Raw genomic sequence first — 17032 nt, 5'->3', positions numbered from 1 at the left:
CGGTTCATGCCCATGGTTCGGCGAGGCCGCCGCGGGGTAGCCGGGGGCGAACACGACTTCAGGAGGGAACCGATGACGACATCGCTCAACGGACGCCGCGTGGCCATCCTCGTCGCGGACGGCGTGGAACAGGTCGAACTGGTCGAACCCCGCAAGGCGGTCACGGACGCCGGGGCCACCGCCGAGATCGTCTCGCTGGAACCCGGCGAGATCCAGGCCATGAACGGCGACATCGACAAGGCGGACAAGTTCACCGTCGACCGGGTCGTCAAGGACGTCACGGTCGACGACTTCGACGCGCTCGTCCTGCCCGGCGGCACGATGAATCCGGACAATCTGCGCGTGGACGAGAACGCGGTCCGCTTCGTGCGCGACTTCGTGAACAGCGGAAAGCCCGTCGGGGTGATCTGTCACGGGCCGTGGACGCTGGTCGAGGCCGACGTGGTCCGCGGCCGCACGCTCACGTCGTACCCGAGTGTGCGCACCGACATCCGCAACGCCGGCGGCACCGTCGTCGACCAGGAGGTGGTCGACGACAACGGCCTGATCTCCAGCCGGAACCCCGGCGACCTGCCCGCGTTCTGCGCCGCGATCGTGGCCCGATTCGCCGGATAAACGAGTGGCGCACGTCACAATGATGGGGGATCGTGGTGGGCAGAGGAGGAGGTGCCGCGATGACCGTGCACGCCAGACGCTACGGCCGTTGGTGCCGTGAGCACTTCGAGACCGAACACGAGCCGGAGCAGCCGTCGGCCGAGACCGAGGCCGCCCCGGAGGTCACCGACGTCCAGGCCGAGCAGGCCCAGGCCGGTGACGCTCCGGAAGCGAGACCGGGTTCGCTCAACTGAGCGGTCGGCGGTACCAGACCCGCTTCGGGCCGGGCAGGCCGATCCGCGACACCAGATCGGTCACCACCCCGCCGATGATCAGCCACAGCAGGGCGGCGAGGCCGTCGTTGAACAGCGTCCGGGGTTTGAGCCCTTCCGGGGTGAACAGGTTCCGCAGCCCGAGCGAGACCGCTCGCGACCACTGGTCGATCAGCTGCGCGAACCCGTTCCCCGGATTGGCTTCGCCGAACACCAGCAGGATGTGCACGATCAGCACCAGCGCGAAGATCCAGCAGATCGCGTGGACGAGGGCGTTGACGATCCGCACGACACGGATCCTGGCGGGCGTCTGTTCGACGATCTCTTCCGGTGGCTCACGCGGGTCGTTGATGTAGGTCATCGCCGTCTCCCATCATCGTCCACTGTGGACACCCGGCCGGGCGGTCGCTCAGCCGGGAGGGCCTGGCTTGCTCTTCGTCGGCGGGCTCGGCCGGGTCTTGCTCGGCTTGCCCGAGGTGGTCTGCCGCTCGCTGGCGGCGGTCGTGTCCCTCGGGGTCGAGGTGGCGTCGATGCTTTCGGTGGCACCGGACGGATCCGAGGAGGCGGGCACGTCTTCGGTCACCACGACGGTGGCGTTGCTCGCCTTCGGGCCGCGGGTGGCCACCTCGGCCGCCTCCGACGACCGCGGCCCCTGGCCCGCCACCGGGGCGGACGAGCCGGTCGCCGCAGGGGGTATCAGGCCGCCAGGCTGAACCGGCTGATCCGCCGGGGCCTGGTTCATCGCGAGCAACACCCCGATGGTGATCGCGGCGGCGGGCGCGCTGATGGCGGCGACCACGGCCGCCCGTTTGCGGGTGGCGGGCGCGAGATGGGCGACCTTCGTACCGGTGGAATCCTCCAGCAGGATCCGGGAGATCGCCGCGGCCGTCGGGCGCTGCGACGGTTTCCGCGCCGTCATCCCGCGCAACAGCGTCGTCATGGTGGCCGACAGTCCGGAGGGGATCCGCGGCGGCCGGTGCAGCCGTCCGACCGCGGCCTCGACCGGGGTCCCGGTGTACTCCCGTTCCCCGGACAGGCATTCGAGCAGGACCAGGCCGAGCGAATAGACGTCGGCGGGCGGGCCGACGTTCTCGCCGCGGACCTGTTCGGGCGCCATGTACGCCGCCGTGCCGACGACACCGCCGGTCTCGGTCACCCTGGTCGCGTCGAAGGCGTGCGCCACCCCGAAGTCGCCGATCAGCGGGCCGTCGTCGGCGATCAGGATGTTCGCCGGTTTGAGGTCACGGTGGGTGATGCCGTGCGCGTGGACGTGCGCGAGCGCGTCGGCCAGCCGGGCGGTCAGCTCGACGACCTCGTCCTGGGGAAGCGGGCCGGAGCGCAGCCGCTGGGCCAGGTTCGGCCCGTCGACCAGGCGCATCGTGAGGTAGGTGTAGCCGTCGTCGGTGCCCGCGTCGTACAGCGGGACGAGTCCGGGGTGGCGGACCGCGCTGAGCGTCTGGATCTCCTGCTGGCGGCGGCGCTCGTCCCGGGTCATCGTGTCGGCGTGGAACAGCTTCAGTGCCACTTCACGCTGTTCGAGCAGGTCGCGGGCGCGGAAGACGCGTGCGGTCGCGCCGCGTCCGAGCAGCTCGCCGACCTCGTAGCGGCCGGCGAGTTTGCGCGGGAGATGGTCCGGGTCGTGGACGTTCAGGCTGAACCGGCGTTGAGTGGTCCCGGCATCGGGTTCCTCCTCCTCGTCACCGCCAGCACGCGAACCCGCGTCGTCCATCGGTGCTACCTCCGTCTCACCGGCCGAACGCCGTATACCCGGTCCGGCCCCGGGCGAAACAAGGGTGGGGAGCCTACCGGAGAAGATCCGCGGGTTCACCCCGAACGGCGGGCAACCCCGGCGCGGGCCGTACGTCTCGTGGTCATGAAGCCGAACCGGTGGGCCGCGCTCGCCGCCGCCGCACTGACCGCCCTCGCCGTCTTCACCCCGCCCGCCGTCGCCGATCCGCTGGTGCCCAAGGGTTTCGCCCCAGCGTCGACGAGCTGGACCGGGCCGTCGCGCGGATTCGTCCTCGGGTTCTCGCCGTGCGGGAAACCGGGATGGTGCGCGTCCCTGCTGTCGACGACCGACGGCGGGAAGCGGTGGCGGCGCGCGGGCGAACCGCCGATCTCGTTGCCGGACAACCACAATCAGGTCAAGCTCACGGTGATCGACGAGCGCGACGTCTTCCTTTCCGACGGCACCAGGCTGCTCGCCAGCCACGACGGTGGCGGCAACTGGTCCGAGGTCAGGCTCGCCGGGGTTCGGGAACCCTTCTATATTTCGAAGATCACCGAAGCGGGCCCTCGGGTGTTCGCGATGGTCACCGGTTTCGGCAGCCCGTCGACGACGACGTTGTACGCCGGGATCTCCGGCACGCGGCTTCTCCTGCCGGTCCCGGGATTCACCGTCACCGGCGCCACGACCTACGGCGACATCGCCACGAGCGGCGGGGTCCAGGTGTCCATGGGGGCGGATTACCGCGTCCAGAAGTACTGGACTTCTTCGGACGGCTTGACCTTCGCGACCGCGCCGCCGCCCTGCCCGGCGGACAGTTCGGCTTCGCTGAGCGGAGTACGGCGGGGACAGGTGCTCGCGCTGTGCAGCGGGGGACCGGGGACACCGCAGCCGGGCGCGACCGTCCGGCGGCTGTGGCGCGCGCCGAAGCTCGGCGGGCATTTCATCGGGACGGCGCAGGCGCCGACCCTCGGCATCAACCAGAGCTTCAGCGCCGCCTCACCCACGGCGGCGACCGTCGCGGCGGAAGGCGGCGGCACCGGCTTCCTGCACAGCACCGCCGACGGCGGCACGACCTGGACGACGACCGTGCTCAGCGGCCGCGGGGTCTGCCTCAACGATCTGGACTTCCCGGACGAACGGGTCGGCGTGGTCGTGGACGGTCTGCCGGACGCCGATGGCGGGTCCGCCGTGTACCGCACGACCGACGGTGGACGCACCTGGCGCGAACTCGGCTTCGGGTGATCGTCGCAGGTAGCCAAGGCCCTTGGGGAGGTTCACGGGGGTGCACGCCATGTCGTAATCTGTGTACGGTCCGTCGATGTCGAGGGAGCCGTGGGCACGTTCGCGTGGCCTGTGCGCGGCTGAAGGGTGGAACGTGTCCATGACTTCGGACGAGGTCCGGTCTGTGCCGAGGCGCCCGCTCCCCCTCGACTACAGCAAGCCCAATCTCGCCCGGATGAAGGACGTCCTGCTCGGCGGGCACGACCACTACGAGGTCGACAGGCAGGCCGTCGTGGACCTGCTCGCCCTCGCCCCCGACGCCGCCGCGATGGCCAAGGAGTTCCGCGCCTGGGCGAACCGGGTGGTCCGCTTCCTCGCCGACGCCCGCGGTATCGACCAGTTCCTCGATCTCGGCTCCGGGCTGCCCACCGCGGAGAACACCCATCAGGCGGCGCAGCGGTACAACCCGGACGCGCTGGTCGTGTACGTCGACCACGACCCGGTGGTCCAGGCGCACGGCCTGGCGCTGCTGGAGGACCACCTCGTCCACGTGAGCGGCGCGGATCTGACCGATCCCGCGCGGACCCTCGCCGATCCGGTGGTCGCCGAGCACATCGAACTCGACCGCCCGGTCGCGGTGATCCTGAACTCGGTGCTGCACCACATCGAAGACCTCGGCAAGGCGCGGGCCGTCGTGCGCGCCTATGTCGACGCGATCGCGCCGGGGTCCTATGTGCTGATCACGCACGACTTCACACCCGGCGAGGGCTCGCGTGGCGCACTCGCCCGGAAGCTCGACGATCTGATGGCCGGCACCGGGCACCGCACGGTCCATCGCGGGCGAGATGAGATCGAGTCGCTGTTCGACGGGCTGGAGATCCTCGAACCCGGCGTGGTGCACCTGCACGAGTGGTGGCCGGAGGGGCCGCGTCTCGCTCCGCTGACGGAGCTGAACCACCTGAGCCTCGGTGGTGTGGGGATCAAGCCTTAACGGGTCGCCCGACCGCCGGCGGCATGCCGCGAAAGCCACTTTCGGGACATCAGACGTCGCGAAAGTGGCTTTCGCGACGTCGGGAACGCGCGCGGCGTCAGGCTTTCAACGAGCCGAAGAACGCCGTCAGTTCGTCGTGAGCGGCGCCGAAATCCTCGGTGTTGCCGGTGATCGCCAGTTCCAGGGTCTCGCCGTCGGACAGTTCCAGTGTCAGGTACGTGGTCAGCTTCCGGCGCGGGAAACCGCCCGCGACGATGTCCGACAACGGGATCCGCCGGGCGCCCGGTTCGGCGCGCAGATCGTCGAGGCCGCGCTCCCGCAGCTTCCGGATCCGCTTGCGGTCGGACACCCCGCGCGCCCCGATCAGGCCGGCGAGGCCGCGGCGGATCAGCACCGAACGCGCCATCGGCAGCAGCACCACTTCGGTGTCGCAGACGATCAGGTCGTAGAGCTTCCGTTTGGCCTTCAACGCGGTGAACAGCCCGAGCATGCGGGCTTCGGCGGGATCCGGCTCCGGTTGGGGTTCCTGTTTGCAGAAGTAGGCGGCGGGCACGCTCAGCAGCTGCAGGTTGTGGACCAGTTCGTCGACCGCGCGCGGGCTGCGCACCGCCGCGCCGACCAGTTCGGCGACGTCGAACGGCTCGCCGTCGCCGAGGCACAGTTCCCAGCCGCCGCCCCAGTTCAGGCGGTGCGCGGCGACACCGTTGTCGATCATCGCGGCGGTGACGGTGTCGGCGAACAGTTCGGTCAGCAGTTCCAGGCCCTCTTCGCGCGACGGGGCCCGCAGGGGTTTCGCGAGCGCGTCGGCGTCGCCGTCACGCAGGACCCGCACGACCTCGCCGATCGTGCCGCGCGGCGCCAGCCTGCTCTCGATCCCGGCCGCGGTCAGCAGCCGCGCGCCCTCCGCCACCGACGCACGGCCCGCGCGTTTGACGACCTCGTCCCAGTCCGCGCGCGGCCCGACGTCGCGGATCAGCACGTCCAGCTCCGCCTCCGGCACGTCGACCTTCGGCGCGCCCAGCAGCGACCAGCCCGGTCGCGCGTCCGGCTTCACCGGGTTGTCCGGGACGCCCGCCAGAGCGGCGATACGCCGTTTCGTGGGCGGGTGGCTGTCGTACTTCGAGAGCTCTTCGCCGTCGATGACGTCTTCGGCGTACTCGGCCACCCAGTCCCGCTGGACGGGGTGGTTGAGGTACGAGCGGAACCCCAGCAGCACCGGGGGAGTACGCCGCGCCGCCGCGCCGAGCGAGAGATAGCGCTCGGCGTAGTCCTTCCACAGCGGGCTCAGCGTCGCGGCCTTCCGCAGTGCCGCTGCCGCCGTGCGGCTGCCCGCGGCGAGCACGGACGCCTCGTCGGCCTGCAGTTCCTGCCGCCGGTTCGCCGACCGCGCGACCAGCAGGTACAGCTTCGAGTAGGCGGAGAGCAAGGCCCTGGCAGGGCCGCCGTCCAGCCTGTCGACGGTGAAGGCGAGTGTCTGGGTGCCGCGGTAGGTCAGCGCGAGCAGGCGGGTGTGGCCGCCGCTGTAGTGGCCGAGTTCGTGCGCGAGGACCGACCGCAGCTCGCTGACGCTCATCGCCGCCAGCAGCGGCAGCCCGATCAGCATCGTGCGGCGGCCCGGCCGCAGACCGAGGAACCGGGCGTCCTCGCTGACCGCCGCGTTGATCTCGCCGATCAGCACGATCTCGTCCGGCGGCCGCGTCTTCACCTGCGCGGCGAGGTCGTCGATCATCTCCCACAACGCGGGATGGGCGTCGCGGTCCAGCCGCGGCCCCTCGATCGGGGGACGCCGCGCCCGCAACGCGCTCAGCAGCCCGAAGGCGAGCGCGACCATGATCGCCAGCCCGCCGAACATGACGTAGGTGCCGATCTTGCCCTGGATCCGCAGGCCCGCAAGCACACTGGCGACACCCACCGCGACGACCACCACCGGGAACGCCACGAGCAGAAGTGTCGCGAGGACGGCGCGTCCTCGGGCCTGCATCGTCGGTTACCTCTTTTCGCACAAGTGCCGTCTGTGCGGCCGAATAGTAACCGGCTACGCAGCGGGCTCGTGCGAGAACAAAGCGCTACGCCCGCTACCTGCGAAAGTCCGTGAAGGCCTCCTTGAGGGACCCTGGGTCCCTCAAGGAGGCCTTCACGGACTTGTGCCTACGCGACGTTGAAGGTGTCGGGATCCGGCCCGGTCCGCTCGCCCCGGTCCAGCACGGTCAGCGAAGCGATGTCCTCCTCCGACAGCGTGAACCCGAAGACGTCGAGGTTCTCCTTGATCCGCGACGGGGTCACGGACTTCGGGATCACGACGTTGCCCAGCTGCAGATGCCACCGCAGCACGATCTGCGCCGGCGTGCGGCCGTGCTTCGACGCCAGCGCCTTCACCGCGTCCTCGCCGAGCAGGTCGCCGCCCTTGGCCAGCGGGCTCCACGCCTCGGTAGCGATGCCGTGCTTCGCGTCGTATTCGCGCACCTCGGCCTGCTGCAGGTACGGGTGCACCTCGACCTGGTTGACCGCCGGGGTCACGGAACCGGCGTCGGCCAGCCGGTCGAGATGCGCGGGCTGGAAGTTGGACACGCCGATCGCGCGCACCCGGCCGTCGGCGTAGAGCTTCTCGAAGGCCTTCCACGTGTCGCGGTAGAGATCGCGCTCAGGCGTCGGCCAGTGGATGAGGTAGAGGTCCAGGTGCTCCAGGCCCAGTTTGGCCAGGCTGGCGTCGAACGCCTTCAGCGTGGCGTCGTAGCCCTGTTCGCTGTTCCACAGCTTGGTGGTGATGAACAGCTCGTCGCGGGCGATCCCGGACTCGGCGAGTGCCTTGCCGACGCCCGCTTCGTTGCCGTAGATGGCGGCGGTGTCGATGCTGCGGTAGCCCGCGTCCAGCGCGGCCTTGACCGCGGCGGTGGTCTCCTCGTCCGGCACCTGGAAGACGCCGAACCCGAGCTGCGGCATCTCCACCCCGTTGTTGAGCTTGACGGTGGGAATGTCGGTCACTTGCGTTCCTTTCATGGGTGTTTCCGGTTCAGGCGGCGGGGGCCAGTTCGGCGCGACGAGCCTTTCGCCGCCCGTGATCGAGCATGCCTGAGATGACCGCGACCAGCAGTCCGGCGAGCGCGAGCGCGGCGCCGATCCAGTTGGGCGCGGTGTAGCCGAGACCGGCGTCGATGGCCTTGCCGCCGAGCCACGCGCCCCCGGCGTTGCCGAGGTTGAACGCGGCGATGTTGGCCGCCGAAGCCAGCGCGGGCGCGCCTTCGGCCTTGTTCATGACGCGGGCCTGCAGCGGTGCGACGGTCGCGAAACCGGCGGCGCCGAAGACCGCGATGGTGATCGCGGCGGGGAGCTGGGCGTGCGCGGTGAAGACGAACACGACCAGGACGGCCGCGAGCACGGCGAGGATGACGTACAGGCTGGGCATCAGCGACCGGTCGGCCGCCTTGCCGCCGAGCAGGTTGCCGACGAACAGGCCGCCGCCGAACAGCACCAGCAGCCAGGTCACCGCGCCGGGGGAGAAGCCCGCGACCTCGGTCATCATCGGGGCGATGTAGGTGAAGGACGCGAACACCCCGGCGAAGCCGAGCGCGGTCATCGCCAACGCGAGCCATACCTGCGGGCGCCGGAACACGGCCAGTTCGCTGCGCAGCCCGGCGCTCTGCGTCGTCGCCTGCACGGGGACCAGCGCGAGGATCCCGATCAGGCCGATCACGCCGAGCGCGCTGACCGCCCAGAACGTCGAGCGCCAGCCCAGCGCCTGGCCGAGCGCGGTCCCGGCGGGCACGCCGAGCACGTTGGCGACGGTCAGGCCGGTGAACATCATCGCGATGGCGCCCGCCTGTTTGGTCGGCGCGACCAGGGAGGCGGCGACGACCGCGCCGACGCCGAAGAACGCGCCGTGCGACAGCGCGGCGACCACGCGGCCGGTCATCAGCAAGCCGTAGGTGGGGGCCAGCGCGGACACGACGTTGCCGGCGATGAACAGGACCATCAGGCCGACCAGGACCGTCTTGCGCGGCACCCGCGACGCGAGCGCGGTCAGCAGCGGCGCGCCGACCACGACGCCGAGCGCGTAGCCGGAGATCAGCAGCCCGGCGGAGGGGATCGAGACGCCGAAGTCGCCCGCGACCTCGGGCAGCAGCCCCATGATCACGAACTCGGTGGTGCCGATACCGAAGGCACTGATCGCCAGTGCGAGCAGAGCGGCAGGCATTGGAGGCTCACTTCTTCCCGTAGAGTGGTGTTGGCTGGCGTTGGCAACTACGGGCGTCTGAAATAGTTGCACGCGCCGTATATTGCACACGCTTGATGATGCATGACGCAACGAAGCTCGGGCAACCGGGGAAGAGGTGAACCGTGTCACTGGCCGACGACGCCGTGGAGGCACGCGCGCAGGGCTGGCGGACCCTCGCCGCGCTGCACGCGCGGATCGAGGACGCGCTCGAGCGCGCGCTGGCGCAGCAGCACTCGCTGTCCGTGAGCGAGTACACCGTGCTGGACGTGCTCGCCCGTCAGGACGGTTTCCACCTGCGGATGAACCAGCTGTCGAACGCCGTCGTGCTCAGCCAGTCGGCGACGACGAGGCTGGTCTCGCGGCTGGAGGACCGGGGGCTGCTGCAGCGGTACCTGTGCGCGGACGACCGGCGGGGGATCTACACGGAGGTCACGCCGTCGGGGCAGGAGCTGCTCGCGGCCGCGCGGCCGACGCACGACACCGTCCTCTCCGACGCGCTCGCCGCCGCCGAGGAACTCCCCGAACTCGCGCCTTTGGTCGCCGCGCTCGGAAAGCTCACCTTCGCCCGCTCCTGACCCCCCGCATTTCGTCCTCTGAATGCGATCGTTGCGCGCGCAAGGACCGCATTCAGAGGACTAAACGCGGGCGGGCTGGCAAGGTGAGGGCGTGGACGATCTTCTGTTGCGCCGGGTCCGGGTCGGCCTGGCGGGTTCCCTGTCGGACGTGCGGATCGAGGGCGGCCGGGTCGCGGCCATCGCGGGCCCGGGGCAGGCGGGTGAAGCGTCGGAGATCCTGGACGGGCACGGCGGCACCTTGCTGCCCGGTCTGGTCGACACGCATGTGCACACCGCTCAGTGGTCGGCCGCGCGCCGCCGGATCCCGTTGGGGGAGGCGACCTCCGCCGCGCACACGGTCGAGCTCGTGCTCGCCCATCTCCTGGCGAATCCGGCACCACCCGGCGAACTCGTGCTCGGCGCCGGGTTCCGCGACGGTCTCTGGCCCGACGCCCCGCACAAGGATCTGCTGCAGAAGGCGCTGCCAGGGCATCCGGTCGCGCTCTTCAGCGCCGACCTCCACACGCTGTGGCTCAGCCCCGCCGCGCTGAAGCTCATCGGCCGCGAGCATCCCACCGGGGTGCTGCTGGAAAACGACTGCATGAGCGCGACGGCCGAACTCCCGGTCGCCCCCGACGACGTCATCGACGGCTGGGTCGCCGACGCCCTCGACGCGGCGGCCGCCCGCGGTGTCACCAAGATCGTTGACTACGAGTACGCCGACACCGTCACCGACTGGCGGCGACGGCTGGCGCGGAAACCGCTGCCGGTCCGGGTTTCCTGCGTGATCGCGAAGTACCTGCTCGACACGGCCATCGAACGCGGCCACCGCTCCGGTGACGTCCTGGAGGGCAGCGGCGGGCTGCTCACCGTGGGCCCGTTCAAGCTGTTCGTCGACGGTTCGCTGAACACGCGCACCGCGTACTGCGTGGGCCACTACGCCGGAACCGAGTCCCACGGGCTGCTCGAACTGCCGCCCGAGGAACTGGAACCGTTGATGCGCAAGGCTTCCGAGCACGGTCTCTCACCCGCGGTGCACGCGATCGGCGACCACGCCAACAAGATCGCGCTCGACGCGTTCGCGAACGTCGGCTGCGCGGGCCGGATCGAGCACGCGCAACTGCTGCGTTCCGAGGACGTCGCCCGCTTCGCCGAGCTGGGGGTCGTGGCGAGTGTGCAGCCCGCCCATCAGCCGGACGACCGCGACGTCGCCGACCGGCACTGGCACGGCTGGACCGATCGGGCGTTCCCGTACGGCGCGCTGCACCGCTCCGGGGTACGCCTGGAGTTCGGCTCGGACGCGCCGGTCGCGCCGCTGGACCCGTGGGACGCGATCGCGTCGGCGGTCAGCCGCACCGACGACGACCGTCCGGCGTGGCATCCCGAGCAGGCCATGCCGCTGGAGGCCGCGCTCGCGGCGTCGTCCGGCGGCCGGACCGGGGTGGCCGTGGGCGACGTCGCGGATCTGGTCGTCACCGCGGTGGATCCGGTGCGCCTGTCCCCGGCCGGACTGCGGGACATCCCCGTCACCGCCACCGTCATGAACGGCCGGGTCACCTACGCGTCGTGACCCTTTCCTTGCCGGGGCGCAACGCCTTAATGGAAGGGCATGGATCACCGCCTTCTCGACCGGCTCCGGGATCTCCACGGCTCCCTGGGTACCGACATCACCTTCGTCACCCGGATGGTCGAGGACGACGCGCCGCGCGCCGACGTCCTTCGTGATCTCGGGGAGCGGCTGACCGACCTCGGCACGGCGCTGCTCGCCCGTTCGGACGACGTCGACGCGGACGTGCTCGCGAAGCTGCCCGACGACGGCTGGCTGCCGGAAGCGGGCGAGCGCCATCGCGCGCTGATCGTGGCCCATCACGTCGGCGAGCGGCCGCTGCGGTGCGGGCGGATCTATCTCGCCGTCTGCGGGGCGCCGTGCTTCCCGTTCTACGGCAGGGACCCGTCCGGCCGGACCGCCCGGCACGAACGGTGCCCGACCTGCCGGGACCGCCTGTTCCGGTGACGGTGGCTGCGGGCGGCGGCCCGGTGCGGCAGGGTGAAGTGACATGAGCACCGAGAAGCTGTTCCGGATCGCCATCGCCCTGAAGGGACTCGACGGCGCGTTGCAGCTGGTGGGCGGGCTGGTCCTGATGATCGTGCCGGCGACGGTCATCTCCGGTTTCGCGCACGCCGTGGTCACCCGTGACCTGCTCGGCGACCCCGAAGGGACGCTGGCCCGGCACCTCGAACTCGCCGCCGGCCACTTCGCCGAGGGCCGGACGTTCGCCGTCGTGTATCTCGTCGCGCACGGCCTCATCAAGCTCGGCCTGGTGTGGGCGCTCGCGAAGAAGGTGATGCGGGCCTACCCCGTTGCCGCCGTGGTGCTCTCGGCGTTCGTGGTCTACGAGATCTTCCGCGCGATCCACACGCACTCGCTCGCGCTGCCGTTCTTCGCCGCGCTCGACGTCCTGATCGTCGTGCTGGTGCTGCGTGAATACCGTCAGCTGAAGAGGGATCGCGTCGCGGCCTGACCGCCCGGTTCAGGCCGCGACGCGAAACTTTTCCGTGGTGACCTCCGCGCCGGGCGGATCCACCACGATCGCGGTGGCGTTGTCGGAGCCACCGAGCGAGATCGCCGTCCGCACCAGCTCCGCGGCCGCCCCGTCCGGCATCCCGAGGATGTCGAGCATGGCCGGACCGCTGAGCGTCTTGTGCACACCGTCGCTGGTGAGCAGAAGCCCGCCGGTCGTGACGGTGGCGGTGCCGATCTCGTGCGCACCGGCCGTGCGGACGCTGGTGGTGACGACGTGTTCCATCCGCGGTGTCACGGGTTGGTCGTGGTCGCGGAAGTACTGCGCGAGCGTATGGTCCTTCGTCACCTGCCGCACGGTGTAACCGTCCCAAGCGTACGCCCGCGCGTCCCCGACCCACGCGATGCCATACCCTTCGCCGGTCCGGACGGCCACGACGAGGACGCAGTCACCGGCCTCGCCGAGGGCGAGCACGGCCCGCTGAGCAGCGAGAACGGCCCCGACCGCCCCCTGATCGACCGGTGTCCTCGCCGCCGCCGATGCCGCCGTGCGCGCCGCGTGTGCGGCATTCGGGTGATCTCCGACTCCATCGGCCAGCGCGAACACGATCCCGCGGCCGCCCGCCGCCGCGTACGCCGCGACGGCGTCCGCGTTGTACTCGCGCGGTCCCCGCGCGCTCGCCGTGTGCCAGTGCGGAAGCTCCCTCATCGTCTACTCCTCACCCCTGGGTGATGCCCTGCTTCCAGGATCCGCCTGAATCCTGTGGGTGACCTGAGGGGTAGGTGAAAGGCAGCTGTCGGTCAGCGCAACCGCGTGATCGGAGACGCGACTCGCGTGATCACACCCGTAACTCGCGTGATTGGAGGCGGAACTCGCGAGTTACGCCTCCAGTCACGTGAGTTCCGCCTTCAATCACGCGAGATCGGTGCTTGATCACGCGAGTCGCGAGGCCGCGGTCAGCGCAGACGGGTGATCAGCGTCCGCAGCCAGCTCTCCGCCATCGCCGGTTCCTTCCGCAGATGCCGCACGAGCAGGCCCCGCCCCGCCTTCGAACGTCCTGCCTCGACGATCGCGACCGCCTCGGCGAGCCCCCGCAGCCGCTTCTCCGAATGCTCCGGCGCCCGGCCGTTCTCGTCCGACCAGCGCGGCCTCGGGAACGACGCCGTCAGCTTGGCCTGGGTGTTCCCGAAGTAGAGCCAGACCGGCTCGTCGAGCGAGATGTTCCGGACGCCGTTCGCGGGCAGGTCGGCGGGCCAGCCGAAATGCTGCTGCCAGCGGAACGCCGACGGCGTGGTGTCCTCGCGGATGGTGATCCCGAGGAACCGGAGCCGTCCGCGGATGATGCTCCACGCCTCGCGCTCGTCGTCGATCCACTGCCGCAGCAGCCCGTACAGGTCGGTGAACGTCTGTCCTGTGTAGACGAGGTCGACGAACACCTTCGGCCGTCCGCGCGCCAGGTCGTGCGGGCTCAGGCCCGCCGAGGCGAGGTAGCCGCGAAGAGTGTCCACATCGGACTCGGCCAGTCCGGACCGGGTCCCCGCGAACGACAGCGGCAACTGGTGGATCCGTTCCCGCCAAGGGGTTCCGCTCAGCAGATCGTGCACGCTGTCCGCGGAGCGGCCGACGAAGTAGAGGTCCGCGTCTCCCGCCCGGGCGATCACCTTCGCGGCGCATTCGATCAATTCGTCCAGGAACCACAACGACGGTTCTTCGGCGCGCTCCAGTAGCGTCCCGAGCTGGTCGGGGCGCACGAGATCCCAGCGGTACGGCCGATTCACGCCGTCCAGGATTCCCGTGCGCCCCAAGGTTTGTCGACGCAATTTCAGGAGAGCAGGTGGTACACCGTCTGTTCGCCGACCGTGGTGGCGGGGAAGTTCTCGGCGACCCATTCGGAGATCTCGTTCGAACCGCCGCCCGGCCCGCCGCCGCGGCCGCCTTCGACGTAATAGGTGATGTCGCCGTTCGCCACGTATTGCTGGAACTCGGCCAGGGTGGGTGCGGGGTCCCCGCCGCTCCAACCGCCGATGCCGATCACCGACTTCCCACTCGCGAGCTCCAGGTTCGCCGCCGACTGCGAACTCGACGTCGCGGCCGCCCACTTCGTCGTGGTCGCCGCGAGCACGGCCCCGATCTCCGCCGAGGACCCCTCTTCCATGCCCATGCCCATTCCGCGCTCGCCCCCGGTGGACGGGCCGGAGATCGGGATCGAGCCGGAGTGCGACTGCGAAGCGGTCTCGATGCCGTACGCGGTGGTCCCGAGGCCGATCGCCAGCACGGAGACCGTCGCGACGACGGCGACGAGTTTGCGCAGCGGCGGGACACCCACCAGCACGACGGTCGCGGTCAGCAGGCCGAGGCAGACGATGATCCAGCGCAACGCGGGCAGCCAGTCCGCGTCACGGTCCAAGAGGATGTACGCCCACACGGCGCTGGCCGCGATCATCAGCGACAGGAACATCCGGGGCGCGAAATGCGCCCGGCCGCGCCATAGCGAGGTCCCGGAGATCGCCACCACCGCGGCGATCGACGGCGCCAGCGCGACGGCGTAGTACGGGTGCACGATCCCGCTCATGAAGCTGAACACCAGCGAGGTGACCAGCATCCAGCCGCCCCACACGATCAACGCGGCCCTCGTCCGGTCGGTCCCGGCCGCCCGCCGGGTGAACCACAGCCCCGCGACCAGCCCGATCAGTGCGGCGGGCAGCAGCCACGACACCTCACTGCCGAAGCTGGCGCCGAACATCCGGGTCAGGCCGCTCTCGCCGCCGAAGCCGACGTTCCCGCCGCCGGAGCTGACGGAACCGCCGGGACCACCGACCATCACGCCGCCGCCCATGCCGAAGATCCGGCCGAGACCGTTGTAGCCCAAGGCCAGTTCGAGCAGGCTGTCCCCGTCCGAGCCGCCGATGTACGGCCGTGAATCGGTCGGCCACAGATCGACCAGCGCGATGAACCAGCCCGCCGAGACGACCACCGCGACCACTGCGCCGAACAGGTGCAGCAGGCGTTTGCCGAGTGACGTCGGCGCCGCGATCAGGTACGCGAGCCCGAACGCGGGCAGCACCAGGAACGCCTGCATCATTTTGGTCAGGAAGCCGAATCCGATGGCGACCCCGGCCAGCGCCAGCCAGCGCGGGCTCGCCTTTTCGATCGCGCGGATCGTGCAGTACCCACCGGCGATCAGCAGCAGCGTCAGCAACGCGTCCGGGTTGTTGAACTTGAACATCAGCGCGGCGACCGGCGTGACGGCGAGCGCCGCCCCGGCGAACAGGCCGGCGACCGGTCCGGAGGTCCGCTTGACCGTCAGGTACAGAAGGCCGACCGAAGCCACGCCCATCAGCGCTTGCGGTGCCAGCACGGTGAAACTGGAGAAACCGAAGATCCGGGCGAACGCCGTCGTCACCCAGAGTGCGGCCGGGGGTTTGTCGACCGTCAGGACGTTCCCCGCGTCGAGTGAGCCGAACAGCCACGCCTTCCAGTCCTGGGTGCCCGACTGCACGGCCGCCGCGTAGAACGAGTTGCCGTAGCCGGAGGCGGTCAGGTTCCAGAAGTACAGCAGCGCGGTGGCGGCGAGCAGCCCGAACACGGCGGGCCGGACCCATCGGCCGGGTGGTTTCGTGGCGGTTTCCCCGGCGTGGCCGGGTTCGGCCCGGGAAGCGAGTGCGGTGGTCATCGATCAGCTCTCCATCTCGGTGGCGGGGCGGCGGCGGAACACCCAGCCCCGCAGCAGCAGGAAACGCAGGACGGTGGCCGCGAGGTTCGCGAGCACGAGCGCGGTGATCTCCAGCGTCAGCCCCGGCGCGGTCATCGTGTGCAGCAGCGCCAGCGCGCCACTGGTGAGTGCGAGCCCGAGCCCGAACACGATGAGTCCCTGGAACTGGTGCAGCCCGGCGCCTTGCTTGCCGCGGATGCCGAAGGTCAGGCGCCGGTTGAGCGCGGTGTTGCCGATCGCCGTCACCAGCAGCGCGACGAGGTTCGCCGCCTGCGCGCCGGTGAACGTCCGCAACAACAGGAAAAGCACGAGGTAGGCGACGGTGCTGGCGACACCGACGGCGGCGAACCGCACCAGCTGCCGCACCAGGCTCGGCGCCACCCCCGGCGCCTGTACCTGGATCGGCGCGCGGCCGAGTTGCTCGCGCAGGCCGCTGATCGGGATCCGGCCGGTCATCGTGGCCTTGGTCAGCCGTGCGATGCCTTTGAGGTCGGCGGTGGCGGTGGCGATGATGTTCACCGACGAATCCGGGTCGTCCACCCAGTCGACCGGGACCTCGTGGATCCGCAGCCCGGCCTTCTGCGCCAGCACGAGCAGTTCGGTGTCGAAGAACCAGCCGGTGTCCTGGATGTGGGGGAGCAGCCGTTCGGCGACGTCGGCACGGATCGCCTTGAAACCGCATTGCGCGTCGCTGAACCTCGCCGCCAGCGTGCCGCGCAGGATCAGGTTGTAGCACCGGGAAATGAACTCCCGCTTCGGCCCGCGCACCACCCGCGCGCCACGGGCGAGCCTGCTGCCGATGGCGAGGTCGGAGTGGCCGGACAGCAGTGGCGCGATCAGCGGCCCGAGCGCGGCCAGATCGGTCGAGAGGTCGACGTCCATGTACGCGAGCACCGGAGCGTCCGAAGTGGACCAAACGGCACGCAACGCGCGGCCGCGGCCTTTTTCTTCGAGGTGCCGGACTTCGACGGACTCGAACTCGCGGCTCAGCCGTTCCGCGACGTGCAGTGTGCCGTCGGTGCTGGCGTTGTCGGCGACGGTGATCCGGAACGGGTACGGGAACTGCTCCACGAGGTGCGCGTGCAGCCTCCGGATGCACGGTTCGAGGTCGGTCTCCTCGTTGTAGACCGGGATGACGACGTCGAGCACGGGGGAGCCGTCCGGGGCGATGGCGGGGCGGCGGCCGGTTTCGGCGCCGGAGAGGATCGCGGTTGTCATGACGTC

General features: G+C 70.3%; 17 protein-coding genes. 8 read left to right on the top strand and 9 right to left on the bottom strand.

Annotated elements, in window-relative coordinates:
* The first annotated feature begins 72 nt into the window (after nt 1–72).
* Together AJAP_RS29390 and AJAP_RS44415 are read left to right on the top strand one after the other, a co-directional pair.
* Complete coding sequence (locus tag AJAP_RS29390) at nt 73–615, top strand: type 1 glutamine amidotransferase domain-containing protein (RefSeq protein WP_038517320.1); 543 nt, start codon at nt 73–75, stop codon at nt 613–615.
* A gap of 59 nt (nt 616–674) precedes the next feature.
* Entirely contained in the window at nt 675–848 is a 174-nt protein-coding gene (locus AJAP_RS44415; protein WP_167551720.1) for a hypothetical protein, read from the top strand.
* On the opposite strand, the gene AJAP_RS29385 is transcribed toward AJAP_RS44415, so the two are convergent.
* Together AJAP_RS29385 and AJAP_RS29380 are read right to left on the bottom strand one after the other, a co-directional pair.
* Nucleotides 841–1227: a hypothetical protein gene (locus AJAP_RS29385; protein ID WP_038517317.1), complete on the bottom strand. Its 387-nt coding sequence runs from the start codon at nt 1225–1227 to the stop codon at nt 841–843. The two genes, AJAP_RS44415 and AJAP_RS29385, sit on opposite strands and share 8 nt — an antisense overlap.
* Nucleotides 1228–1275: 48 nt before the next feature.
* Nucleotides 1276–2595 carry a serine/threonine-protein kinase gene (locus AJAP_RS29380; RefSeq protein WP_051972634.1) on the bottom strand — a complete coding sequence of 440 codons (1320 nt, stop codon included), beginning with the start codon at nt 2593–2595 and terminating at the stop codon, nt 1276–1278.
* 144 nt (nt 2596–2739) lie between these two features.
* On the opposite strand from AJAP_RS29380, the gene AJAP_RS29375 reads away from it, so the two are divergent.
* Together AJAP_RS29375 and AJAP_RS29370 are read left to right on the top strand one after the other, a co-directional pair.
* The gene (locus AJAP_RS29375) at nt 2740–3837 is read left to right on the top strand and encodes a sialidase family protein (RefSeq protein WP_084098727.1); all 1098 of its coding nucleotides are present in this window, start codon (nt 2740–2742) and stop codon (nt 3835–3837) included.
* 139 nt (nt 3838–3976) lie between these two features.
* Nucleotides 3977–4807, top strand: coding sequence for an SAM-dependent methyltransferase (locus tag AJAP_RS29370; RefSeq protein ID WP_038517312.1), 831 nt, complete (start codon nt 3977–3979; stop codon nt 4805–4807).
* 97 nt (nt 4808–4904) lie between these two features.
* On the opposite strand, the gene AJAP_RS29365 is transcribed toward AJAP_RS29370, so the two are convergent.
* The 3 genes from AJAP_RS29365 to AJAP_RS29355 form a co-directional block, all read right to left on the bottom strand.
* Nucleotides 4905–6788, bottom strand: coding sequence for a M48 family metalloprotease (locus tag AJAP_RS29365; protein ID WP_038517310.1), 1884 nt, complete (start codon nt 6786–6788; stop codon nt 4905–4907).
* Between the two features lie 167 nt (nt 6789–6955).
* On the bottom strand, nt 6956–7789 hold the full coding sequence (locus tag AJAP_RS29360) for an aldo/keto reductase (RefSeq protein WP_038517307.1): 834 nt from the start codon (nt 7787–7789) through the stop codon (nt 6956–6958).
* A 28-nt stretch (nt 7790–7817) separates the two neighbouring features.
* Nucleotides 7818–8999, bottom strand: coding sequence for an MFS transporter (locus AJAP_RS29355; protein WP_037347598.1), 1182 nt, complete (start codon nt 8997–8999; stop codon nt 7818–7820).
* A gap of 143 nt (nt 9000–9142) precedes the next feature.
* Here AJAP_RS29355 and AJAP_RS29350 point away from each other — a divergent pair, with 143 nt between their 5' ends.
* The 4 genes from AJAP_RS29350 (at nt 9143) to AJAP_RS29335 (ending at nt 12096) form a co-directional block, all read left to right on the top strand.
* A complete protein-coding gene (locus tag AJAP_RS29350; protein WP_038517304.1) occupies nt 9143–9595 on the top strand; it encodes a MarR family winged helix-turn-helix transcriptional regulator in 453 nt (150 codons plus the stop codon).
* A 91-nt stretch (nt 9596–9686) separates the two neighbouring features.
* Nucleotides 9687–11144, top strand: a complete 1458-nt coding sequence (locus tag AJAP_RS29345) for an amidohydrolase (RefSeq protein WP_038517301.1) — start codon at nt 9687–9689, stop codon at nt 11142–11144.
* Between the two features lie 39 nt (nt 11145–11183).
* A complete protein-coding gene (locus AJAP_RS29340) occupies nt 11184–11588 on the top strand; it encodes a hypothetical protein (protein WP_038517297.1) in 405 nt (134 codons plus the stop codon).
* Between the two features lie 43 nt (nt 11589–11631).
* The gene (locus AJAP_RS29335; protein WP_038517294.1) at nt 11632–12096 is read left to right on the top strand and encodes a DUF2127 domain-containing protein; all 465 of its coding nucleotides are present in this window, start codon (nt 11632–11634) and stop codon (nt 12094–12096) included.
* 9 nt (nt 12097–12105) lie between these two features.
* On the opposite strand, the gene AJAP_RS29330 is transcribed toward AJAP_RS29335, so the two are convergent.
* The 4 genes from AJAP_RS29330 to AJAP_RS29315 form a co-directional block, all read right to left on the bottom strand.
* Complete coding sequence (locus AJAP_RS29330) at nt 12106–12804, bottom strand: PP2C family protein-serine/threonine phosphatase (RefSeq protein ID WP_038517292.1); 699 nt, start codon at nt 12802–12804, stop codon at nt 12106–12108.
* Nucleotides 12805–13052: 248 nt separating this feature from the next.
* Nucleotides 13053–13874 carry a hypothetical protein gene (locus AJAP_RS43190; protein WP_228694617.1) on the bottom strand — a complete coding sequence of 274 codons (822 nt, stop codon included), beginning with the start codon at nt 13872–13874 and terminating at the stop codon, nt 13053–13055.
* Between the two features lie 44 nt (nt 13875–13918).
* Nucleotides 13919–15769, bottom strand: coding sequence for a glycosyltransferase family 39 protein (locus AJAP_RS29320; protein ID WP_038517289.1), 1851 nt, complete (start codon nt 15767–15769; stop codon nt 13919–13921).
* Nucleotides 15770–15772: 3 nt separating this feature from the next.
* Nucleotides 15773–17026 (bottom strand): bifunctional glycosyltransferase family 2/GtrA family protein, encoded by a 1254-nt coding sequence (locus AJAP_RS29315; RefSeq protein WP_228694615.1) that lies wholly within the window; start codon nt 17024–17026, stop codon nt 15773–15775.
* Nucleotides 17027–17032 lie beyond the last annotated feature (6 nt).

The organism is Amycolatopsis japonica, from assembly GCF_000732925.1.
Taxonomy (GTDB): Bacteria; Actinomycetota; Actinomycetes; order Mycobacteriales; family Pseudonocardiaceae; genus Amycolatopsis; species Amycolatopsis japonica.
The sequence above is the reverse complement of the archived record's forward strand: the minus strand, read 5'-3'. Positions and strand labels throughout refer to the sequence as shown.